This is a genomic window from Photobacterium sp. NCIMB 13483, assembly GCF_003025475.1.
Lineage (GTDB): Bacteria > Pseudomonadota > Gammaproteobacteria > Enterobacterales > Vibrionaceae > Photobacterium > Photobacterium piscicola.
In genome coordinates this window covers 45,106-67,072 of sequence record NZ_PYLV01000006.1, presented here as the reverse complement: position 1 = coordinate 67,072, position 21,967 = coordinate 45,106, and the positions used below count along the sequence as shown (strand labels likewise).

General features: G+C 43.2%; 22 protein-coding genes. 13 read left to right on the top strand and 9 right to left on the bottom strand.

Translation table 11 applies throughout. The annotated features are described in order from the left end of the window. Window positions 1-104 precede the first annotated feature (104 nt). The 5 genes from mutM to radC form a co-directional block, all read right to left on the bottom strand. Window positions 105-914 (bottom strand): bifunctional DNA-formamidopyrimidine glycosylase/DNA-(apurinic or apyrimidinic site) lyase, encoded by an 810-nt coding sequence (mutM, locus tag C9I86_RS07075; protein WP_107276008.1) that lies wholly within the window; start codon window positions 912-914, stop codon window positions 105-107. 22 nt (window positions 915-936) lie between these two features. Beyond that, window positions 937-1,431, bottom strand: a complete 495-nt coding sequence (locus tag C9I86_RS07070) for a hypothetical protein (protein ID WP_080158805.1) — start codon at window positions 1,429-1,431, stop codon at window positions 937-939. A 245-nt stretch (window positions 1,432-1,676) separates the two neighbouring features. Beyond that, window positions 1,677-1,844: a 50S ribosomal protein L33 gene (rpmG, locus tag C9I86_RS07060; RefSeq protein ID WP_005371942.1), complete on the bottom strand. Its 168-nt coding sequence runs from the start codon at window positions 1,842-1,844 to the stop codon at window positions 1,677-1,679. A gap of 13 nt (window positions 1,845-1,857) precedes the next feature. Further along, entirely contained in the window at window positions 1,858-2,094 is a 237-nt protein-coding gene (gene rpmB / locus C9I86_RS07055; RefSeq protein ID WP_045039707.1) for a 50S ribosomal protein L28, read from the bottom strand. A 171-nt stretch (window positions 2,095-2,265) separates the two neighbouring features. Beyond that, the gene (radC, locus tag C9I86_RS07050) at window positions 2,266-2,940 is read right to left on the bottom strand and encodes a DNA repair protein RadC (RefSeq protein WP_080159200.1); all 675 of its coding nucleotides are present in this window, start codon (window positions 2,938-2,940) and stop codon (window positions 2,266-2,268) included. A gap of 237 nt (window positions 2,941-3,177) precedes the next feature. Here radC and coaBC point away from each other — a divergent pair, with 237 nt between their 5' ends. From coaBC to slmA, 3 genes are all read left to right on the top strand, one after another. Continuing rightward, entirely contained in the window at window positions 3,178-4,392 is a 1,215-nt protein-coding gene (gene coaBC, locus C9I86_RS07045) for a bifunctional phosphopantothenoylcysteine decarboxylase/phosphopantothenate--cysteine ligase CoaBC (RefSeq protein ID WP_107276006.1), read from the top strand. Window positions 4,393-4,401: 9 nt separating this feature from the next. After that, window positions 4,402-4,860: a dUTP diphosphatase gene (gene dut / locus C9I86_RS07040; protein ID WP_080159202.1), complete on the top strand. Its 459-nt coding sequence runs from the start codon at window positions 4,402-4,404 to the stop codon at window positions 4,858-4,860. Window positions 4,861-5,093: 233 nt separating this feature from the next. After that, window positions 5,094-5,684 (top strand): nucleoid occlusion factor SlmA, encoded by a 591-nt coding sequence (gene slmA, locus C9I86_RS07035; protein ID WP_036789332.1) that lies wholly within the window; start codon window positions 5,094-5,096, stop codon window positions 5,682-5,684. A gap of 90 nt (window positions 5,685-5,774) precedes the next feature. On the opposite strand, the gene pyrE is transcribed toward slmA, so the two are convergent. Then, window positions 5,775-6,419, bottom strand: a complete 645-nt coding sequence (pyrE, locus tag C9I86_RS07030) for an orotate phosphoribosyltransferase (RefSeq protein ID WP_107276005.1) — start codon at window positions 6,417-6,419, stop codon at window positions 5,775-5,777. A 162-nt stretch (window positions 6,420-6,581) separates the two neighbouring features. Beyond that, window positions 6,582-7,298, bottom strand: a complete 717-nt coding sequence (gene rph, locus C9I86_RS07025) for a ribonuclease PH (RefSeq protein WP_080159204.1) — start codon at window positions 7,296-7,298, stop codon at window positions 6,582-6,584. A 257-nt stretch (window positions 7,299-7,555) separates the two neighbouring features. Between rph and C9I86_RS07020 the strand changes: the two genes are divergently transcribed. The 7 genes from C9I86_RS07020 to C9I86_RS06990 all read left to right on the top strand — a co-directional run bounded on the left by C9I86_RS07020 (window position 7,556) and on the right by C9I86_RS06990 (window position 16,327). Next, the gene (locus C9I86_RS07020; protein WP_080159205.1) at window positions 7,556-8,419 is read left to right on the top strand and encodes a YicC/YloC family endoribonuclease; all 864 of its coding nucleotides are present in this window, start codon (window positions 7,556-7,558) and stop codon (window positions 8,417-8,419) included. A 210-nt stretch (window positions 8,420-8,629) separates the two neighbouring features. Further along, window positions 8,630-9,256: a guanylate kinase gene (gene gmk, locus C9I86_RS07015; RefSeq protein WP_045035896.1), complete on the top strand. Its 627-nt coding sequence runs from the start codon at window positions 8,630-8,632 to the stop codon at window positions 9,254-9,256. Window positions 9,257-9,307: 51 nt separating this feature from the next. Next, complete coding sequence (rpoZ, locus tag C9I86_RS07010) at window positions 9,308-9,586, top strand: DNA-directed RNA polymerase subunit omega (RefSeq protein ID WP_036789323.1); 279 nt, start codon at window positions 9,308-9,310, stop codon at window positions 9,584-9,586. Window positions 9,587-9,603: 17 nt separating this feature from the next. Next, on the top strand, window positions 9,604-11,706 hold the full coding sequence (spoT, locus tag C9I86_RS07005) for a bifunctional GTP diphosphokinase/guanosine-3',5'-bis pyrophosphate 3'-pyrophosphohydrolase (RefSeq protein WP_080159206.1): 2,103 nt from the start codon (window positions 9,604-9,606) through the stop codon (window positions 11,704-11,706). Window positions 11,707-11,830: 124 nt separating this feature from the next. Beyond that, the gene (gene trmH, locus C9I86_RS07000; protein WP_107276004.1) at window positions 11,831-12,559 is read left to right on the top strand and encodes a tRNA (guanosine(18)-2'-O)-methyltransferase TrmH; all 729 of its coding nucleotides are present in this window, start codon (window positions 11,831-11,833) and stop codon (window positions 12,557-12,559) included. A gap of 2 nt (window positions 12,560-12,561) precedes the next feature. Then, the gene (recG, locus tag C9I86_RS06995; protein ID WP_107276003.1) at window positions 12,562-14,643 is read left to right on the top strand and encodes an ATP-dependent DNA helicase RecG; all 2,082 of its coding nucleotides are present in this window, start codon (window positions 12,562-12,564) and stop codon (window positions 14,641-14,643) included. Between the two features lie 274 nt (window positions 14,644-14,917). Further along, window positions 14,918-16,327 carry a uracil-xanthine permease family protein gene (locus C9I86_RS06990; RefSeq protein WP_080159209.1) on the top strand — a complete coding sequence of 470 codons (1,410 nt, stop codon included), beginning with the start codon at window positions 14,918-14,920 and terminating at the stop codon, window positions 16,325-16,327. Between the two features lie 85 nt (window positions 16,328-16,412). On the opposite strand, the gene envZ is transcribed toward C9I86_RS06990, so the two are convergent. Further along, the gene (gene envZ / locus C9I86_RS06985; protein ID WP_080159210.1) at window positions 16,413-17,744 is read right to left on the bottom strand and encodes a two-component system sensor histidine kinase EnvZ; all 1,332 of its coding nucleotides are present in this window, start codon (window positions 17,742-17,744) and stop codon (window positions 16,413-16,415) included. A gap of 3 nt (window positions 17,745-17,747) precedes the next feature. Continuing rightward, window positions 17,748-18,467: a two-component system response regulator OmpR gene (ompR, locus tag C9I86_RS06980; RefSeq protein WP_060997756.1), complete on the bottom strand. Its 720-nt coding sequence runs from the start codon at window positions 18,465-18,467 to the stop codon at window positions 17,748-17,750. Between the two features lie 501 nt (window positions 18,468-18,968). Here ompR and greB point away from each other — a divergent pair. The 3 genes from greB to C9I86_RS06970 all read left to right on the top strand — a co-directional run bounded on the left by greB (window position 18,969) and on the right by C9I86_RS06970 (window position 21,932). Further along, window positions 18,969-19,442 carry a transcription elongation factor GreB gene (gene greB, locus C9I86_RS06975; RefSeq protein WP_080159211.1) on the top strand — a complete coding sequence of 158 codons (474 nt, stop codon included), beginning with the start codon at window positions 18,969-18,971 and terminating at the stop codon, window positions 19,440-19,442. Window positions 19,443-19,507: 65 nt separating this feature from the next. Then, entirely contained in the window at window positions 19,508-19,684 is a 177-nt protein-coding gene (locus C9I86_RS20035; RefSeq protein ID WP_158258929.1) for a hypothetical protein, read from the top strand. Then, on the top strand, window positions 19,602-21,932 hold the full coding sequence (locus C9I86_RS06970) for a Tex family protein (RefSeq protein WP_107276002.1): 2,331 nt from the start codon (window positions 19,602-19,604) through the stop codon (window positions 21,930-21,932). Before C9I86_RS20035 ends, C9I86_RS06970 begins: the two co-directional genes overlap by 83 nt. The last annotated feature ends 35 nt before the right edge of the window (window positions 21,933-21,967 follow it).

Here is a 21,967-nt window from a genome sequence, read left to right as displayed (position 1 = left end):
GCAATTTATTTTATAAATCATTTAGCAATGATAGCAATTCCCACCATTATTTTTGCTCAATAAAAATGAACCCATCGTTAACGAAAACTAACTAGACAATTGAGTTAACCTTGACAGTCAGCACAGAAAACAGTGGCTCGCTGCCCAAGCTTTATTTCAGTTAAAAGCTCACCACAACGAGGGCAAGGCTGACCCCCTTTACCATAGACTTGCAACTCTTGAGCAAAATATCCAGGCTTACCATCTGCATTTTTAAAATCTTTTAAGGTCGTGCCACCTTGAGCAATAGCTTTTTGTAAAACGGTTTTGATTTCAAAAACTAATAACTGCAATTGTGCGATTGAGACTTTTCCTGCTGGCGATTGCGGATTTATCCCCGCGGCAAACAATGACTCATTGGCATAAATATTACCTACACCCACTACGATATGATTATCCATGATCAGTAATTTAATCGCTTTACGCTTTCCTTTTGCTTTGGTAACTAAGTAATCCACATTAAAATCGTCACTCAATGGCTCTGGGCCCATTTTCTCTAGCACAGTATGACTTTCCCCTGCCTGTTGCCATAACCATGCGCCAAAGCGACGAGGATCGTTATAACGTAGAATCTCACCACTGCCTAAAACGACATCGACATGATCATGCTTCTCTACGGCAGAACCCGCAGGTAAAATACGTAAACTACCTGACATACCAAGATGGACAATCGCATACCCAATATCGGTTTCTAATAATAAATATTTTGCTCGGCGCGTGACTTTTCGAATCACTTGGCCCTCAATACTTTTAATTGCATCAGGAATCGGCCAGCGCAAACGGGCATTACGAATAATTATTTTTGTCACTGTTTGTCCAACAACGTGGGGAGTGATCCCCATACGAGTCACTTCCACTTCAGGTAATTCAGGCATCGTTATCTTGCTCCAATAATCATTATAATTTTGACGATAATGGTGGAAAGAGAAAATCAGCATCGACAGTCACCGCTAACCACTGTCCGCTACCGTTGTTAAACAACCAAAAATAAGGTAATTGATAGGCAGTGATCCGTTGTGGCAGAGAATGACCAACCAGCCACACTTCAATCGTGCGCGGCGTTGTCAGCTGACTTTTTAAAGCAGCTAACTGGTGCTCACTTACCTTTGTCCCCACTAATGTTTGCCAGCGTGAAATCAAAGTAGCAATATCAAACGTCACCGTAGGTTGGCTTTGCCATCCCGTATCAGCATGCTGAAAAGTGATTGCAGGCAACAATAAACGTTGAATAATACGATTTTGCGCAAATAATGGGATCACCGTTGATGATGATACAGGCGCGGTAGGTATTATTAGACGAGTACGAATAAGCTCTGGCAGCTGTATGACAGCGATAAAAACTAAAACACCAATAATGATGACGTTATTCCATCCACGTCGCGTTAACCGCATGCTCAGGCGCTCCTATACGTCTTTATTGATGCGGGTTAAGATAACATTGCCATCATCAATAACAACAGACAATTAGATTATTGTTTAATGACGAGAATAAAATTTATCGCAAGAAAGCAGGGAAAGCAGGGAAAGCAGGGAAAGCAGGGAAAGCAGGGAAAGCAGGGAAAGCAGGAAAGAATACCGAATTTTAAATATAAAAAAACCCAGCTAGGCTGGGTTTTTATCAAAGATTTAAAAATCAATTACTTGATTTTAGCTTCTTTGTAAAGCACGTGCTGGCGAACTACTGGATCAAATTTCTTGATCTCAAATTTGCCTGGCATGTTGCGCTTGTTCTTGTCGGTAGTGTAGAAGTGGCCTGTACCAGCTGATGATACTAGACGGATCTTCTCACGAATGCCTTTAGCCATTGTTCAAATTCCTCTAAACGTTCTCGCCGCGGACACGCATCTCTGCAAGAACGGTATCAATACCTTTCTTATCAATGATACGCATACCTTTAGCAGTAAGACGTAGTTTAACGAAGCGTTTTTCGCTTTCTACCCAGAAACGATGAGTTTGCAGGTTCGGCAGAAAACGACGCTTGGTGGCATTACGTGCGTGTGAACGGTTGTTACCCGTTACAGGACGCTTACCAGTTACTTGGCATACTCGGGACATTACTGTCTTCTCCAAATCGTTTCGCTCGATATCTACCATGGAAATTTAATGTGAAATGCAATTTCACATATAACCACAGCTATCAAAGGTCGCGCATTATACTAAGTCAAAACCAGTTGCTCAAGTCCCGAGCAGATCCTTTCTCACTTTTTTTTTCGATAATTGTCTATTTTATAGCCAACCGCGCTCGGAAAAGGAAATAACATCCCCTTCACCGACAACAAAATGATCCAGAACACGAATATCGACTAAAGCCAGCGAATCGCTGATCTTGCGGGTTATTCGATGGTCAGCCTGACTAGGTTCAGCAACGCCTGATGGGTGATTATGCGCTAAAATTAACGCGGCTGCATTAAGTTCTAACGATCTTTTTACAACTTCACGTGGGTAAACACTCGCACAATCGAGTGTTCCTTCAAATAATATCTCTCCCGTAATCACTCGGTGTTGATTGTCTAGGAATAGGATATAAAAGGCTTCGCGCTGTTTATGACGTAATTTTTTGACTAAATATTGGCGAGTATTTTGTGGGTTTGTGAGCGCACTATCTTTTTTTAAAATTTCTTCTAAATATCGATCCCCCATAGCTAAAACGGCCTTTAAAAGTGCAAATTTCGCTGGGCCTAAGCCTTTAACCTGACAAAAAGTTTCTTTATCTGCCGCCAGCAAAGCGCGTAATGAACCAAATTCTTGTAATAAATACGTCGCCAATTCCAACGCATTCATTCCTTTTATGCCTGTACGTAAAAAAATAGCTAATAATTCGGCATCAGTAAGCGCATCACTACCGTGAGATAATAATTTTTCTCGCGGTCGAGATGCTAATGGCAATTGCTTAAGCGACATATTCCCTCCTGTATTGATCAACTATTAGCAAAACAGGCTGCTACTTTTATACAACTTTACAATCAATGTTCCATGAAAGCGTCTCCAAAGTTTATGCTTAACACCTCGCATTACAGCAATAGAACCTCGAAACGATCACCTCTAAAGATAAAACGATGAATTGCAGTCAATGACCGTTAATACGTTTGATGCTATCGTGTCTGCAAAATTTATTGGCATCTAAACACAGGCAAAACCATGCAAACTCTGGCAGGAAAAAAAATCCTTCTCGGCATTAGCGGCGGTATCGCTGCCTATAAATGCGCAGAACTGACCCGTCGTTTAATTGAACGTGGCGCACAAGTTCAAGTCGTCATGACTAAAGCAGCACAAGAATTCATTACACCATTAACGATGCAAGCAGTGTCGGGAAACCCCGTTTCAAGTAGCTTATTAGATCCTTCCGCTGAAGCATCCATGGGACATATTGAGTTAGCTAAATGGGCTGATTTAGTCTTACTGGCGCCCGCAACTGCAGACTTAATCGCACGTATCAGCGCGGGTATGGGAAATGACTTACTCTCAACACTGTGTTTAGCCACGGATGCGTCCATTGCCGTCGCTCCTGCAATGAATCAACAGATGTACCGTAATATCGCCACTCAAGAGAACCTTGTTACTCTGCAACGACGTGGCGCGATGTTATGGGGACCTGCCAGTGGTGAACAAGCATGCGGCGATGTTGGCCCAGGGCGAATGTTAGAGCCGATGCAATTAGTCCATCACTGTGAAGATTTTTTCCGTCCTGCCGATCTTAGTGGCCTAAACATTGTTATCACTGCGGGTCCAACACGTGAAGCCATTGATCCTGTACGTTATTTGAGTAATTACAGTTCAGGTAAAATGGGATATTCCGTCGCACAGGTCGCAGCACAACGTGGTGCAAACGTAACCTTAATCAGTGGTCCCGTTAACTTAGCCGTTCCTAATGGCGTCACCTGTATTAACATCAATAGCGCTGAAGAGATGCATCAAGCCGCATTAGAACAAGCAATCAATAACCATATTTTTATTGCCTGTGCCGCGGTTGCCGATTTCCGCCCCGCCCATGTCGCGCCGCAAAAAATGAAAAAACAAGACGGCAATGATGAAATGGTCATTCAACTAGTGAAAAACCCAGATATCGTTGCCAGTGTTGCCGCTCTTACTGAAAACCGTCCCTTTACTGTCGGTTTCGCGGCTGAAACACAAAATGTTGAACATTATGCTCGTGGTAAATTAGCCAATAAAAACCTCGATTTAATTTGCGCCAATGACGTATCTGTCCAAGGGCAAGGCTTCAACAGTGATAACAACGCCTTACATTTATACTGGCCTAATGGCGATAAAACATTACCATTAGCCTCTAAAACCGATCTTGGTCAGCAATTGCTTACCGAAATTGTTAGCCTTTATCAACATGTCACGCACTAGAGCATAATTATGAATACTATCGATCTTAAAATTCTTGACCCACGCGTTGGAACAGAGTTTCCATTACCTGCGTATGCAACGACAGGTTCAGCTGGACTGGATTTACGTGCATGTCTTGATCAAGCATTAATCGTTGCCCCAGGTGAAACCCACCTCGTACCAACAGGTTTAGCTATTCATATTGGCAACCCTAATCTAGCGGCAACAATTTTACCGCGTTCAGGTCTTGGTCATAAACATGGTATTGTTTTAGGTAACCTTGTCGGTCTGATTGATTCTGATTACCAAGGTCAATTGATGGTATCCGTTTGGAACCGGGGTGATACCACTTTCACTATCGAGCCGGGCGATCGTATTGCACAGTTAGTTTTCCTTCCTGTGGTACAAGCGCAATTTAATATCGTTACGGATTTTGATGATGCAAGCCATCGTGGTGAAGGCGGTTTCGGTCACTCAGGCCGAAAATAAAACCACCTCAATCAATACATGCCAATTATGCTTTTAACGCATAAAGCGGTTTTGATGATAAAATAACCGATAACGATCAAGCACAAAGCGCAACTTTTGACGGTGGCGCTTTTTTTGCTGATAAACTGCATACATTTACCATCGATCGCTTTTCACGACGCAATGGCATCGCTAAGATAGGCGGGTTTCATGCTGTCCATGGACAGTCTCATTTTGCAAAGGAACGATAATTCATGGCTGGCACCAAAAAAAGCAATCGCCGCGAAGAGATACTTCAGTGTCTTGCTCATATGTTGGAATCTAATCAAGGAAGCCAACGTATTACGACCAAAATGCTGGCGGCTAATGTTGGGGTCTCGGAAGCTGCACTCTATCGCCACTTCCCAAGTAAAGCACGGATGTTTGAAGGCCTGATTGAATTTATCGAAGATTCAATTACTACTCGAATTAACCGCATTCTTGATGACGAAAAAGATACCCTTACTCGTCTGCGTATGGTGCTACAACTAATCTTAATGTTTGGTGAACGTAACCCTGGCCTCAGTCGTATCATGACAGGTCACGCACTGATGTTTGAACAAGATCGCTTACAATCACGCATCAACCAATTATTTGAACGTATTGAATCACAGTTACGCCAAATACTAAAAGAACGTAAATTACGAGAAGGTAAAGGCTTTCCTGTTGATGAATCGATTTTAGCAGCACAGCTATTAGGTCAAGTTGAAGGCAGTCTTAGTCGTTATGTTCGTTCAAGCTTTAAATATAAGCCAACTGAAAATTTTGATGACTACTGGCAATTGCTTAGTGGTCAGTTAGGTTAATCACACTGACAAACCACATTATAAAGCACCATAAAAAAAGCGAGCGTCCATTGACCCTCGCTTTTTTATAATAACTAGTTAATTAAACGGTTATTCAACGCCGTATTGAACACGGTAGGCCGTTACAGCAGCTAAATGCTGCTCCATACCTGTTTGCTCACTTAAATACGTGACCACATCGCCTAGCGACACAATTGAAATGACTGCACAACTAAAATCACGTTCAACTTCTTGAATCGCAGACAATTCACTTTGGCCCTTTTCTTGACGATCGATAGCGACTAACACACCCGCTAAATCAGCACCGTTCGCCTTAATGATTTCCATTGATTCACGAATAGCTGTGCCTGCGGTAATAACGTCATCAACTAACATAATGCGCCCCACAAGATCACTCCCAACAAGATTGCCACCTTCACCGTGATTTTTCGCTTCTTTACGGTTAAAACAATATGGCGTATCTACATCATGGTGATCCGCTAATGCAACAGCGGTGGTAGTTGCAATGGGAATCCCTTTATACGCAGGGCCAAACAACACATCAAATTCAATGTTAGCGTCAACCAATGCTTCAGCATAGAAACGGCCTAGACGTGCAAGATCACGACCAGTATTAAATAAACCCGCATTAAAGAAATACGGACTCTTACGGCCGGACTTCAGAGTGAACTCACCAAACTTTAAGACACCTTTCTCTAGGGCGAATTCGATGAACTGACGCTGATATGCTTTCATTGTGGCTCCTTAAACGACTTTCGTGTTTTACAATGTTGAAATGGACACAACCTTTACATTGCGAAGAATGTAAAACTGTTGCAGCTAAAACTTATGACTATTCCTATAGCCTATAAATTTTAGATAAAAAAAAGCGGCTCCTTAATAGGAACCGCTCAATAACTAATTTTCTAATACTTGTTTCTGCATCGAAATAATATCGGATATACCGTCTTTCGCCAGCGCTAACATTGCCAATAACTCTTCATGACTGAATGCCTCGCCTTCAGCCGTACCCTGAATTTCAATCATTTTACCGTCTTCGGTCATGACCACATTCATGTCAGTTTCAGCAGCTGAATCTTCAAGGTACTCAAGATCGCAAATTGGTTCACCTTTATAGATACCAACCGAAACAGCAGCAACCATGCCTTTAAGTGGGCTTTTCTTAATCATGCCTTTTTCAAGCATATAATTAATTGCATCCACTAAAGCAACCATCGCACCTGTAATAGAAGCAGTACGTGTACCGCCATCAGCTTGAATCACATCACAGTCAACCGTGATCATTTGTTCACCAAGGACTTTTAAATCAACCGCAGCACGTAAACTACGTGCAATCAGACGCTGAATTTCCATGGTGCGACCGCCTTGCTTACCACTCGCGGCTTCACGACGGTTACGGGTATGGGTTGCACGTGGCAACATACCGTATTCTGCAGTCACCCAACCTTGGCCTTTACCTTTAAGCCAACGCGGCACATTTTCTTCAACACTGGCAGTACAAATTACTTTGGTGTTGCCAAATTCAACTAATACTGAACCCTCAGCATGGGCTGTATAGTTACGAGTAATAGTGATTGGACGTACCTGAGTGGCACTTCTTCCGCTTGGACGCATCGGGATTTCCCTTTGGCTGGATGATATTAACCGGCGATTATAGCGACATCTCAATCCCAGTGCACGAGAAAACCACCGCTTAAACGATAGATTCAACCTTGTTTTGCATTCACAACAGTAGCCCGTAAGCGGCGATTTCGCATATAATGATAAAACTCGGTTACGACGCATCGCTATTGTTATTAGAAGACCTGACTTACCGTTAAATGCGCTAAGTTTAGCCGCCGCAACCATCATAACCTAAGGGCCACAAGCCAATGATCCATAGTATGACTGCCTACGCCCGTCGCGAAATAAAAGGCGACTGGGGTACTGCTGTGTGGGAAATCCGCTCAGTAAACCAACGTTATCTTGAAACCTACATTCGTATGCCAGAGCAATTCCGTAGCCTTGAGCCGGTATTGCGTGAACGTTTTCGTAAACGTTTAGCACGTGGCAAAGTCGAATGTAACCTTCGCTACGAAGCCAACACTGCCACTAATACTGAATTGACAATCAATGAAGCACTAGCCAAACAAGTTATTAATGCAGCTCGTTGGGTAACAGAAACTGCGGGTGAAGGTAATATTGGTCCATTCCAAGTGCTTAATTGGCCAGGAGTGATGGAAGCACCAGAACAAGATTTAGATATGATTAATAAAGATCTATTAACTGGCTTTGAGCTAGCAATGGATGATTTTATTGCCGCCCGTGCAAGCGAAGGCGATAACATGAAACAATTAATCGATCATCGTTTAGCCGCTATTTCAACAGAAGCCATTAAAGTTCGTACGCTAATGCCACAGATAATGGTATGGCAACGCGAGCGTATTATGTCACGTCTTGATGAAGCAAAAGTCGATCTTGATAGTAACCGTATTGAACAAGAGCTGATCATGCTGGCACAGAAAAGTGATGTCGCCGAAGAGCTTGATCGCCTTGACTCTCACGTAAAAGAAACCCAAAAGATTCTTGCTAAAGGTGGCGCATGTGGCCGTCGTCTAGATTTTATGATGCAAGAATTTAACCGTGAATCAAACACATTGGCATCAAAATCAATTAATACTGACGTCACAGCATCTGCCGTTGAACTAAAAGTATTGATCGAGCAAATGCGTGAACAGATTCAAAATATTGAGTAAGTAACCCTTGCCCAAACTTTCCAAGCTGATGCTATTTAGCTTGGAAAGTTGTTTGAAAATGTAGTCTGATTATGAAATATCATTAAAGCCAGCTAGGCTTAAGTTGTATTGACTCAATAAAAAGATGAATTTTCAAGCAATCAGCTAATTTCAATTATGCGCAGATCGTGATAATCTTCGCGCCCTTCTATCACTGAGTGAAAATAGGCAATGAGCAAAGGTACTCTATACATCGTGTCGGCCCCAAGTGGTGCTGGAAAATCAAGTTTGATTAATGCCCTTCTTGAAACTAACCCGACCTATGACATGAAAGTATCCGTGTCCCATACGACTCGTGGCATGCGCCCGGGCGAGGAAAACGGCGTTCATTACAATTTCGTTAGCGTAGAAGAATTTACCGACTTGGTAGAACAAGGTGCATTCCTTGAGCATGCCGAAGTGTTTAGCAATTACTATGGTACTTCTCGTCCATGGATTGAACAGCAATTGAATAAAGGCATTGATGTCTTTTTAGATATCGATTGGCAAGGTGCGCGTCAAATCCGTAAACTAATGCCTATCGCCAAGAGCTTATTTATCCTACCTCCGTCAAAAGAGGAATTGGAGCGTCGACTTAATACCCGTGGTCAAGACAGCGAAGCCGTTATTGCCCGTCGTATGGAAGAAGCTCGTTCAGAAATTTCACACTATAACGAATACGATTATGTAATCGTTAATGATGATTTCGATGTCGCGTTAATTGACTTTAAAGCAATTATTCGTGCAGAACGATTGAAGCAAGACAAGCAAACTGCTAAATATAGAAGCATGTTGACTGCGCTACTAGCAGATCAGTAAGTTATTTTGTACAATTTTCTATTCCTAATTTAATAACCACTGGAGTCCTCCATGGCACGCGTAACCGTTCAAGACGCTGTTGATAAAATTGGCAACCGTTTCGATCTGATCCAAATTGCTGCTCGCCGCGCACGTCAAATGCAAACCGGCGGTAAGGATCCATTGGTTCCTGAAGAAAACGACAAATACACAGTAATTGCACTTCGTGAAATCGAAGAAGGCCTAATTACTAAAGATATCCTTGATGCTCGCGAGCGTCAGGAACTGCAAGAGCAAGAAGCAGCTGAATTAGCTGCGGTAAGTGCTATTGCTGGCGACCATCACCGTTAATCAGGGAACCAGGCGAATTGTATCTTTTTGATAGCCTGAAAGAAGTCGCAACCAAGTACCTGTCGGAGCCTCAAATTGAGGTGCTTCGACAGGCTTATCTTGTTGCTCGCGACGCCCATGAAGGCCAAACTCGTTCAACCGGCGAGCCTTATATTATCCATCCAGTTGCGGTCGCCCGTATTCTGGCGGAAATGCGTCTCGATATTGAAGCATTGATGGCAGCATTGCTGCACGACGTGATTGAAGATACCGAGGTCACTAAAGAGGATCTAGCCTGCCGCTTTGGCGATACTGTTGCCGAATTGGTTGATGGCGTCTCTAAACTCGATAAGCTCAAATTTCGCGATCGTAAAGAAGCGCAAGCTGAAAACTTCCGCAAAATGATCATGGCAATGGCGCATGATATTCGCGTTATTCTAATCAAACTTGCCGATCGTACTCACAACATGCGCACGTTAGGTGCTTTACGCCCTGATAAACGACGTCGTATTGCTCGTGAAACCCTTGAAATCTTCTCTCCGCTTGCCCACCGCCTTGGTATCCATAACATCAAATCTGAACTTGAAGAGCTTGGCTTTGAAGCGTTATATCCCAACCGCTACCGCGTCCTAAAACAAGTCGTCGCAGCAGCCCGTGGCAATCGCAAAGAAATCATTACTAAAATTCACGCTGAAATTGAGGGTCGCCTCAGTGATGCGGGAATAACCGCGGTCGTTTCTGGTCGTGAAAAGAATTTATACTCCATCTACAACAAGATGAAGAATAAAGAACAACGCTTCCATTCGATCATGGATATCTACGCCTTCCGCGTTTTAGTCGATGATCTTGATACTTGCTACCGAGTATTAGGTCAGGTACATAATCTGTACAAGCCACGCCCAAGTCGAATGAAAGATTATATCGCCATTCCAAAAGCCAATGGCTATCAGTCGCTGCATACCTCACTGGTTGGCCCGCATGGGGTACCGGTTGAAGTTCAGATTCGTACTGAAGACATGGATCAAATGGCGGATAAAGGGGTTGCAGCCCATTGGACATATAAAGACGGTGAAGCCCCAGGCACCACTGCTCAAATTAAAGCCCAACGTTGGATGCAAAGCCTGCTTGAATTACAGCAAAGCGCCGGTAGCTCATTTGAGTTTATCGAAAACGTCAAATCTGATCTTTTCCCAGATGAAATTTACGTTTTCACCCCCAAAGGCCGCATTGTTGAATTGCCAGTTGGTGCCACGGCGGTTGATTTTGCTTACGCCGTGCATACTGACATTGGTAATACCTGCGTTGGATCTCGCGTCGATCGCCAACCTTATCCATTAAGTAAGCCGCTGAAAAATGGTCAAACCATCGACATTATCAGCGCCCCTGGTGCTCGACCTAATGCCGCATGGCTTAACTATGTGGTGACATCACGTGCGCGTACTAAAATTCGTCAAATTTTAAAAACTATGCGTCGTGATGAGTCAATAACCCTCGGCCGTCGTCTACTGAATCATGCCTTAGGCGGTGTGAACATGCAGACAATTGCGGAAGAGAATATCGCCAAAGTATTAAGCGATCTTAAACTAGAAACTGTCGATGATTTACTGACAGAAATTGGTTTGGGTGAACTGATGAGTGTGGTTATTGCGCGCCGATTATTGGGTAATGCCGACGAACTGACGGCGAAAAACAGCGATCGTCGATTACCGATTCAAGGTGCCGATGGTATTTTGCTAACCTTTGCTAACTGTTGCCATCCGATTCATGGTGATCCTATTGTAGCCCATGTAAGCCCAGGCAAAGGCCTTGTTATTCACCGTGAAGAGTGTGCCAATATTCGGGGCTATCGTAAAGAACCGGATAAGTACATGGCGGTTGAATGGAGTGAAGATTTTGAACAAGAGTTTGTCACTAACCTCAAAGTCGATATGCAAAATCACCAAGGTGCATTGGCTGATTTAACCAATACTATCGCGGCAACTGGCTCTAATATTCAAGGTTTATCGACCGAAGAAAAAGATGGCCGTTTATATACGATTACCGTTCGCCTGACGACCAAGAGCCGTGTGCACTTGGCCAATATCATGCGTCGTATTCGTATTATGCCTGACGTAGTACGAGTTGCTCGACAAAAGAATTAGCACTATCAGCGTGATAGCTTGTTAATGATATGAATAAAACGCCCACTTGTGGGCGTTTTGTGTATTTGGATTCCGATCCATATTATTATAACGTCATCCTTATTCTCATAAATAGTATAACCAGATGACGCCAGATCGCTTTCAACGAATTCATCAAGTCTTAGCCACTCGCCAACCTGATCTCACCGTGTGTATGGAAGAAGTCCATAAACCCAACAATGTCTCTGCCATTATTCGTACCGCCGATGCAGTTGGGGTTCATAAAGTGCATGCCGTATGGCCCAAAGAAGCGATGAAAGTATTGAGTCATACCTCAGCGGGAGCTCGTAATTGGGTTGAACTTGAAACTCACACAACAATGGTCAATGCCATTAGCGCCTTAAAAGCTCAGGGAATGCAGGTACTAGCAACCAATTTATCGACCACTGCCGTCGATTTTCGTGAGATTGATTACACAAAACCGACCGCGATTATTCTCGGTGGTGAAAAAAATGGGATCACCGCTGAAGCATTAGCACTGGCAGACCAAGACATCATTATTCCAATGGTAGGCATGGTACAGTCACTCAATGTTTCCGTTGCAAGTGCATTAATTTTGTATGAAGCACAACGCCAACGTCAAAATGCAGGTATGTATGATCGCACCACCACCTTACTTGATGACAATGTAGTCAATCGCATTTTATTTGAGCGTGGTCACCCAGTATTAGCCAATGTCGCTAAACAGAAAAACTTACCTTACCCACAATTAGATGATCAAGGCCAAATTGTTGCTGATGAACAATGGTGGGCTGCAATGCAAGCGAAGAAAATCAAACATCCCGTCGCAGCTAGCGAAATTAAAAAGGACTAACCATGAGCGGACAACTCCTCAACACTGTCGCCCTCACCGAACTGGCAGGTGTTGGCGCAAAAATGGCAGAAAAACTCCATAAAATTGGGCTTAATAATGTTCAAGATGTGCTGTTTCATTTGCCACTTCGTTATGAGGATCGCACCCGCATTTGGCCGATTAATCGCGTCTCTCCTGGCCAATTTTTAACGGTTCAAGGTGAAGTTAGCCATTGCAGTATTCAATTTGGCAAACGTAAGATGTTGACAGTAAAAATTGGCGACACTACAGGCTCAGTGACATTAAAGTTTTTTAATTTTAATGCCGCGATGAAAAATAGCTTTAGCCAAGGCAAACAAGTTAAAGCCTATGGTGAAATTAAAGGCAGCCAATTTGGATTAGAAATCATTCATCCTGATTACCGCCTTTTTTCAGAGCCGACCGAATTAAGTGTCGAAGAAACCCTCACTCCGGTATACCCAACCACTGATGGTTTACGCCAAACAACATTACGTAATTTAACCGATCAAGCCTTAGCTCTACTTGAAAAATCAGCCGTAACAGAATTACTTCCAACCGGGTTATACGATCAACAAATGACCCTTGCTCAAGCATTACAATTGATGCATCGTCCTACAGCTGATATCTCATTAGAACAACTTGATGCAGGAAAGCACCCCGCTCAGAAACGACTTATTTTAGAAGAATTATTGGCCCAAAATTTATCGATGCTGGCGCTACGTAGTAAAAGTCAGCAACATCAAAGTTGGTCATTAACACCGCAAGATAGCCTTAAACAGCAATTGCTTGCCAGCTTACCGTTTACGCCCACTGGCGCCCAACAACGAGTGGTAGCAGATATTGAGGCAGATCTAAACCAATCACAGCCAATGATGCGCTTAGTACAAGGGGATGTAGGCTCAGGTAAAACCTTGGTTGCAGCCCTTGCCGCTTTACGCGCTATTGAACATGGCTATCAAGTTGCATTAATGGCGCCGACAGAATTATTAGCAGAACAGCATGCACTTAACTTTGCCCAGTGGCTTAACCCGATGGGGATTAAAGTTGGCTGGATGGCAGGTAAGCTCAAAGGCAAAGCCCGTGAAAAAGAGCTGCTGCAAATTGCCAGTGGTGAGGCCAAAATGGTGGTTGGTACCCATGCCTTATTTCAAGACCAAGTAGTGTTTAATAACCTCGCGCTGATTATTATTGATGAACAACACCGCTTTGGCGTCCATCAACGGCTTGATCTTCGCGAAAAAGGCGCAACAAATGGACGTTACCCGCATCAATTAGTCATGACTGCAACCCCGATTCCGCGCACTCTTGCCATGACGGCTTATGCCGACATGGATACCTCGGTGATTGATGAATTACCGCCAGGACGAACGCCAATTCAAACAGTAGCGTTGCCTGATAGCCGTCGTCCGCAAATAATTGAACGTATTCGTGCCGCATGCCAACAAGAAGGTCGACAGACTTATTGGGTCTGTACTTTAATCGATGAGTCAGAAGTACTAGAAGCACAAGCCGCTTCAGATACTGCCGATGAATTAACGCGCTTACTGCCAGAACTTAAAGTAGGTTTAGTTCACGGTCGCATGAAGCCCAAAGAGAAACAAGCCATTATGGCAAGCTTTAAAGCTGGGGAAATTGATTTACTGGTAGCGACTACCGTTATCGAGGTTGGGGTTGATGTACCCAATGCCAGTTTAATGGTGATTGAAAACCCCGAACGACTTGGACTCGCTCAATTACACCAGCTTCGAGGTCGTGTTGGTCGAGGTCAAATTGCCAGCCATTGTGTGTTGCTTTATCATGCGCCACTGACCAAAACAGCTCAGAAACGTTTAGCGGTATTACGTGAAAGCAGTGACGGCTTTGTCATAGCGCAACGCGATCTTGAAATTCGAGGCCCAGGTGAATTACTGGGTACTAAACAAACCGGCATTGCTGATTTTAAAGTGGCTGATTTAATTCGCGACCAATATTTGATTCCTCAAGTCCAAAAATTAGCCCGCTATATTCATGACCAATATCCTGATAACGCCAGCGCTATTATCGATCGTTGGATAGGTCAACGCGAAAATTACTCTAACGCTTAACTCTTCTTTTATCACGGTTATAACAGCCAAAAGTAATTAACCGTGATTCACTTTCTCTTATAGATTTAGACCTAGCGGCCGCCATTATTAAAAATAAAGCAAACGATTGCTATTTTTCAAAAGATCACTACAATAGCGACAAAATTTTGCCACTTTACGCTCTGCCAGTGTTGATTTGGTTCTGAGTAACAGCAATCACAGATCACCGCCAACAACACAATAATCGCCCATTCAGCGCGAATAATGGATTTCAGAGTGCCAGTTAGGATCACGTATGACTCAGCATCACACTAGCGCAACGCCAAAAAATTCTGACCTTATTTACCGCTTAGATGATAGGCCACCACTACCACAAACGTTGTTTGCTGCCACACAACATTTACTGGCAATGTTTGTTGCGGTCATTACGCCATCGTTGATCATCTGCCAATCACTAGGCTTACCCGCGAGTGATACTAATACTATTGTCAGTATGTCATTACTGGCATCAGGGATAGCTTCTTTTATTCAAATTAAAACCTTTGGCCCAATTGGCTCTGGTTTATTATCAATTCAAGGTACCAGCTTTAATTTCTTGGGGCCTATTATTGGTGCAGGCCTAGCCCTTAAAGCTGGCGGTGCTGATATTCAAACCATGATGGCGGCTATTTTTGGGACCATTATTTTTGCCGCTTTTACTGAAGTGTTTATCTCTCGCATTTTACAACATGCCCAACGCATAATTACGCCATTAGTGTCTGGTATTGTGGTGACATTAATCGGTTTAACCTTAATTCAGATTGGCCTAACCTCGATTGGTGGCGGTTACAGTGCAATTGCCGACGGTAGCTTTGGCAGCCTTGATAATCTGATGTTAGCAGGCACGGTATTAGGCTTTATCGTATTACTCAACCGTGTTAAAAATCCTTATTTACGGGTGTCATCTATTGTCATTTCAATGGCAGCGGGTACTTTGCTTGCATGGTCACTAGGGATGATAAATACCAACATCACCACATCTGATACCCTAATCGCAATTCCAATGCCAATGCAATATGGACTTAGTTTTGATTGGGGTTTATTGATTCCGTTAATGATAGTGTTTGCGGTTACGTCACTGGAAGCCATTGGCGATATTACGGCAACCTCAGAAACATCTGAACAGCCGGTAAAAGGGCCGTTGTACTTAAAACGAATCAAAGGCGGCGTTCTTGCTGATGGCCTTAACTCAGCCATGGCTGCTGTGTTTAATAGCTTTCCTAATTCAACCTTTAGCCAGAACAATGGCATTATTCAATTAACAGGCGTGGCGAGCCGTTATATCGGCTACTTTGTGGCAGGAATGTTGGTTCTACTCGGGTTATTTCCTGATGTAGCAAGCTTGGTTCAATTGATTCCAGAGCCAGTATTGGGCGGCGCAACCATTGTCATGTTTGGCACCATTGCCGCATCAGGGATTCGTATAATTTCACGCTGTCATCTTGATCGCCGTGCGATTTTAATCATGGCATTATCGTTTTCAATGGGATTAGGCATCGCCCAAAAACCTGAAATACTGCAATTCTTACCGGAGATAGTAAAAAGTATTCTTTCTTCTGGTATGGCTGCTGGCGGTATTACTGCGATTTTATTAAATATTATTTTACCAAACGAACATGCTGAATCGATTGAACTGATTGATGAAGCAACCGCAACCGAACACTAATTATTGCCTCATAAAAAAACCCGCTTTTCACAATGAAAGCGGGTTTTTATTTCACCAATAACCACGTTGACTGCGTTACAGAAGATTACTTCAATTTATGTAACGGCAAACTGATCTCAACTCTTAAGCCACCATCGCTGCGGTTACGCACCGAAATTGAACCTTCATTTTGATCAACAATTCGCTTCACAATCGCCAATCCTAAACCCGTACCTTCAGTTTCACTGCCACGGGCAGAATCACCACGAGTTAATGGTTGGAACATCTTAGTGACTTGATCCGGGGCAATACCGGGCCCGTTATCTTCAACACAAAACCATGCTGACTTACGATCAGCCGAAGCACCACTGGAAAGTTTAACCCAGCCATTACCGTAGCGTTGGGCATTTATGACCAAGTTTGCAACTGCACGTTTAAGGGCAACAGCATTGACTGAAACAGTGCCGGGAATCAGCGTTAATTGCTGCTCGATAACATTGCCATAGCTACCTTCAGTATGAGCAACATCTTCTAACAGCAAATTAAGATCAACATCTTCTTCGGCTTGTTTTTTAGTCGATTTAAGATAATCCATAAACTGACTAATAATAGCATTACACTCTTCAGTGTCAGTGATCATCGAATCAGCTAAATAACTATCTTCCGCTGACATCATCTCTGTCGCTAACCGAATCCGGGTTAATGGCGTTCGTAAATCATGGCTGACACCAGCCATCAATAGCGCTCGATCATCTTCAAGCTGTTTAATCCCTTGTGACATTTGATTAAAAGCTTTGGTTACTGAGCGAATTTCCGATGCACCCTGTTCTGGTAATTGTGGTGGGGTTTCACCCCGTCCGACCTGCAACGCGGCTTGCTCCAATTCGACTAAAGGCCGATTTTGAATACGAATAAATAACCATCCGCCAGCAATCACTAAAAAGGCAATAATTAAGCTATAACGAAATAAAGGAGAAAAATCATCTTCTTGCAATTCAGACAACGGAATACGCATTAAGAAATTTGGCATCGCATCGGTTTTCATCCATAGCACATAACTATGGGCACCAAGCAATAACCGCACATCAGTCGGCGAATGTAATTCACGCGACATTTCTTCACTCAAATAAGTGATATGAGTGGCATCATGAAATTCTGCTGCACCGGGTGAATTAGGCGCATGTAACGTCACACCTAATTCTTCAAGTAACTCTCGTCGAATAGGACGATCAAGATAGATGGTTTGGCCATTAGCCATCTTAATATTTTCTTTCAGCATCAATTTTACTTCGTACGCTAAAATACGATTAAACTGCTGAATACTAGGAAGTAGCGCGTAATTGACGATTGTCAGATATGAAAAAATCTGGCTTGCGATTAACAAGCCAGCTAATAATATCAGTGTTCGCGCAAAAGTACTTTTGGGCGATAACCGCATGGCTTACGCCTCACGACCATCAGGGACAAACACGTATCCTAAACCCCATACCGTTTGAATATAACGCGGACGACTAGGATCTTCTTCAACCATTCGACGTAGACGTGAAATCTGCACATCAATTGAACGTTCCATTGCTGAATATTCACGACCACGCGCCATGTTCATCAATTTATCCCGTGACATTGGCTCACGTGCATTAGTTACAAGGGCTTTTAATACCGCAAACTCACCCGATGTCAGTGGCATAGGAGCATCACCGCGGAACATTTCACGGGTGCCAAGATTTAGACGGAATTCACCGAACTCAATCACTTTACTGGAAACACTTGGCGCACCCGGCGCTTCAATGGTTTGACGACGTAAAACAGCGCGAATACGGGCAAGTAATTCACGTGGATTAAACGGTTTTGGTAAATAATCATCTGCACCGACTTCAAGCCCGACAATACGATCAACTTCATCGCCTTTCGCCGTTAGCATTAGAATAGGCAGCATATTGTTAGCATTACGTAAGCGACGACAAATAGATAAACCATCTTCACCTGGTAACATTAAATCCAATACCATCAGGTGAAAAGTTTCACGTGCAAGTAAACGATCCATTTGTTCGCCATTAGCGACACTGCGTACTTGGAACCCTTGCTCAGAAAGATAACGCTCAAGTAACGCACGTAAACGCATGTCGTCATCGACCACTAAAATCTTATAATTTTCCTGCATTTTTCACCTTCATCGATCACGATAACGTATTGTTACTAAATGTACGCAGTCGTAATAACTAACGTTTAATTTAGCGGTGAACATCTTCACCTCAATCACGGTTGCCTAAGAACATTCAACCAAATCAATCGAAGTGAACATTATCACAGCCTATATTGATTATAGGGGAGTAATTATTACCGACACACACTAATTACGGCATAATAATGATTATAACATGCTAATTATTATCATGATTGTGTTATTAGTATTATCATCATCTCTAACAACATCCCTTTTGATATGCCTTTATAGCATGGTGATTCAACTCTGAACACTACTTTACTTGAGAGATTAATTTACGACGTAAACAAGATCACATTTCACTGATTCGCGCCCCGTTAACAATTAATTCCTTCAGCGAATTACCCCCCATTTAACGGTCATATTTTATCGTGCTATTGCTTTCTATTTTACCTTAGCGATGATAGAACAATGCCAAACTATTGTTTGAGAATAATGATGAGAACCAATTTAATTACCCGGGAAGGGTTTGATAAATTAGAACAAGAATTAAATTATTTATGGCGTGAAGATCGCCCTGAAGTCACCAAAAAAGTGACTTGGGCGGCGAGTTTAGGCGACCGCAGTGAAAATGCGGATTATCAATATAATAAGAAACGATTACGTGAAATTGATCGTCGAGTACGCTTTTTACGAAAACGTTTAGAAGCGGTTAAAGTTATTGATTACTCCCCTCAACAAGACGGCAAAGTCTTCTTTGGTGCTTGGGTCGAGATTGAAAATGAGGCGGGTGAACAAAAAACCTTTCGCATCGTGGGCCCTGATGAGATCTATGGCCGTAATGATTACATCTCGATCGACTCCCCTATGGCGCGCGCTTTATTAAGTAAGCAGGTTGACGATGATGCAGTAGTACCAACGCCACTAGGCAAAAAAACATGGTTTATTAATCGTATTCGTTACCATGATTAAATCACATCGAAACCAACCGCCAACCCGCTATTATTAGTAACAGACAATAAAAAATGACTCGCTTTATGCAGTCTGACACACTCTTCACCGCGGTTGACTTGCCAGATCAAGATTCAGCCGTAGAATGGACGCTTAACGATCAACAAGAGAAATCAACGGATGAGCAACGCTATCAACCACCAGATCGCCACCGAACTGAATGTACGCACGGAACAAGTCAATGCGGCCGTCACCTTACTTGATGACGGCAACACAGTGCCTTTCATTGCCCGTTACCGTAAAGAAGTTACTGGCGAATTGGATGACACTCAACTTCGTAATTTAGAATCACGTTTAGGCTACTTACGTGAACTCGATAGCCGCCGTCAGGTCATTCTAAAATCCATTACCGAGCAAGGTAAACTCACGCCTGCACTAGCGGCTGAAATTAATAGTGCTGACAGTAAAACTCGTCTTGAAGATCTCTACCTGCCTTACAAACAAAAACGCCGCACCAAAGGTCAGATTGCGATTGAAGCTGGTATCGCTCCCCTGGCTGAACTGTTATGGAATCAACCTCAACACTCACCAGAAACCACAGCAGAACAATATTTAAATCCAGAGCAAGGCTTTGCTGATAGTAAAGCGGTGCTAGATGGTGCACGTGCCATTTTGATGGAACAGTTTGCTGAAGATGCAGCACTACTTGAAAAAATCCGTCGTCAACTAAATACTTATGCTGAACTTACTTCACGTATCATTGAAGGTAAGGAACATGACGGCGCTAAATTTAAAGATTACTTTGACTATAACGAGCTGATTAAAAATATTCCGTCCCACCGTGCGTTAGCATTATTCCGTGGTCGTAATGAAGGCTTTCTACAACTATCACTGAATGCTGATCCCAATAAAGACCAAGCCGTTCGTAGTTCATATTGTGAAATCATCATTGCTGAGCATTATAACGTTACTCTGGGCACTCAAGCAGCAGATGCATGGCGCAAACAAGTGATCAGTTGGACATGGCGCATTAAGATTTTAATGCACATGGAAACTGAGCTTATGAGCGTTTTGCGTGAAAAAGCTGAAGATGGCGCAATCCAAGTTTTTGCTGATAACCTGCATGACTTATTAATGGCAGCACCTGCGGGTCCACGAGTCACACTAGCACTTGATCCCGGTTTACGAACAGGCAGTAAGATTGCCGTGGTTGATGAAACTGGTAAAGTTTTAGATACCGCCACCATCTACCCTCACCAACCACATAATAAAATTACTGAATCAACCAAAGTCGTTGTCGCGCTGATCAATAAGCATAACGTTAATTTAATTGCGATTGGTAATGGCACTGCTTCACGTGAAACAGATGCATTTGTCGCAAAGCTTATTAAAGATAATCAGCTTAAAGTACAAAGTGTAATGGTCAGTGAAGCCGGTGCATCAGTTTACTCAGCATCAGAATTAGCCGCCAAAGAATTTCCTAATATGGATGTGTCGATTCGTGGTGCGGTCTCCATTGGTCGTCGTCTACAAGACCCATTGGCAGAGCTAGTTAAAATCGATCCGAAATCCATCGGTGTTGGCCAATACCAGCATGATGTTAGCCAAAGCATGCTTGCTAAACGTTTGGATGTAGTGGTCGAAGACTGTGTAAACGCCGTTGGTGTTGATGTAAACACGGCCTCCGCAGCATTACTAACACGTGTTGCTGGTTTAAATGCCACTATTGCCCAGAACATTGTCAACTATCGAGATGAAAATGGCCGCTTTGATGCACGTACAGCCCTTAAAAAAGTCGCACGTTTAGGGCCAAAGGCATTTGAACAATGTGCGGGTTTCTTACGAATCATGAACGGTAAAAACCCTCTTGATGGCTCTGCGGTTCACCCTGAGTCTTATGCGGTCGTTAAAGCAATATCAGCAGCCAATAACAAACCTGTTGACGCTATTATTGGTAATAGTGACTTTTTACGTAACCTTAATGCTATCGATTATACTGATACTCATTTTGGTTTACCGACCGTAACAGACATTATTAGCGAACTCGATAAACCCGGTCGCGATCCACGTCCTGAGTTCACAACGGCCACCTTTGCTGATGGTATAAATGAAGTAAAAGATTTAATACCAGGAATGGTATTAGAAGGCGTGATCACCAACGTGACTAACTTTGGCGCTTTCGTCGATGTTGGTGTGCACCAAGATGGTTTGATCCATATCTCTGCTCTATCTGATAAATTTATTTCAGATCCACGAGAAGTGGTTAAAGCCGGTGATGTGGTTAAAGTTAAAGTGATGGAAGTTGATATTCAGCGTAAACGTATTGCAATGACGATGCGTTTAAGTGATGAGCCTGGACAGGAAAAGCCCACTCGTCAATCAACGCCAGCACCTCGCCAGCAACCATCTCATCAGCAGCCACGTCAAACCAACACATCTGCACCACAAAAGAACTCACCTCCAATGGGCGGTGCTTTTGCTGCGGCATTTGCTAACGCTAAGAAAAAATAATTACCACTGATATCATGGTACCTCTCAACAGCCAG

What these genes read in the sequence shown, in the direction of transcription:
- mutM (WP_107276008.1), bottom strand. Translation starts at nt 914, where the DNA reads ATGCCTGAATTACCTGAAGTGGAAGTGACTCGTATGGGGATCACTCCC.
- C9I86_RS07070 (WP_080158805.1), bottom strand. Translation starts at nt 1,431, where the DNA reads ATGCGGTTAACGCGACGTGGATGGAATAACGTCATCATTATTGGTGTT.
- rpmG (WP_005371942.1), bottom strand. Translation starts at nt 1,844, where the DNA reads ATGGCTAAAGGCATTCGTGAGAAGATCCGTCTAGTATCATCAGCTGGT.
- rpmB (WP_045039707.1), bottom strand. Translation starts at nt 2,094, where the DNA reads ATGTCCCGAGTATGCCAAGTAACTGGTAAGCGTCCTGTAACGGGTAAC.
- radC (WP_080159200.1), bottom strand. Translation starts at nt 2,940, where the DNA reads ATGTCGCTTAAGCAATTGCCATTAGCATCTCGACCGCGAGAAAAATTA.
- coaBC (WP_107276006.1), top strand. Translation starts at nt 3,178, where the DNA reads ATGCAAACTCTGGCAGGAAAAAAAATCCTTCTCGGCATTAGCGGCGGT.
- dut (WP_080159202.1), top strand. Translation starts at nt 4,402, where the DNA reads ATGAATACTATCGATCTTAAAATTCTTGACCCACGCGTTGGAACAGAG.
- slmA (WP_036789332.1), top strand. Translation starts at nt 5,094, where the DNA reads ATGGCTGGCACCAAAAAAAGCAATCGCCGCGAAGAGATACTTCAGTGT.
- pyrE (WP_107276005.1), bottom strand. Translation starts at nt 6,419, where the DNA reads ATGAAAGCATATCAGCGTCAGTTCATCGAATTCGCCCTAGAGAAAGGT.
- rph (WP_080159204.1), bottom strand. Translation starts at nt 7,298, where the DNA reads ATGCGTCCAAGCGGAAGAAGTGCCACTCAGGTACGTCCAATCACTATT.
- C9I86_RS07020 (WP_080159205.1), top strand. Translation starts at nt 7,556, where the DNA reads ATGATCCATAGTATGACTGCCTACGCCCGTCGCGAAATAAAAGGCGAC.
- gmk (WP_045035896.1), top strand. Translation starts at nt 8,630, where the DNA reads ATGAGCAAAGGTACTCTATACATCGTGTCGGCCCCAAGTGGTGCTGGA.
- rpoZ (WP_036789323.1), top strand. Translation starts at nt 9,308, where the DNA reads ATGGCACGCGTAACCGTTCAAGACGCTGTTGATAAAATTGGCAACCGT.
- trmH (WP_107276004.1), top strand. Translation starts at nt 11,831, where the DNA reads ATGACGCCAGATCGCTTTCAACGAATTCATCAAGTCTTAGCCACTCGC.
- recG (WP_107276003.1), top strand. Translation starts at nt 12,562, where the DNA reads ATGAGCGGACAACTCCTCAACACTGTCGCCCTCACCGAACTGGCAGGT.
- C9I86_RS06990 (WP_080159209.1), top strand. Translation starts at nt 14,918, where the DNA reads ATGACTCAGCATCACACTAGCGCAACGCCAAAAAATTCTGACCTTATT.
- envZ (WP_080159210.1), bottom strand. Translation starts at nt 17,744, where the DNA reads ATGCGGTTATCGCCCAAAAGTACTTTTGCGCGAACACTGATATTATTA.
- ompR (WP_060997756.1), bottom strand. Translation starts at nt 18,467, where the DNA reads ATGCAGGAAAATTATAAGATTTTAGTGGTCGATGACGACATGCGTTTA.
- greB (WP_080159211.1), top strand. Translation starts at nt 18,969, where the DNA reads ATGAGAACCAATTTAATTACCCGGGAAGGGTTTGATAAATTAGAACAA.
- C9I86_RS20035 (WP_158258929.1), top strand. Translation starts at nt 19,508, where the DNA reads ATGCAGTCTGACACACTCTTCACCGCGGTTGACTTGCCAGATCAAGAT.
- C9I86_RS06970 (WP_107276002.1), top strand. Translation starts at nt 19,602, where the DNA reads ATGAGCAACGCTATCAACCACCAGATCGCCACCGAACTGAATGTACGC.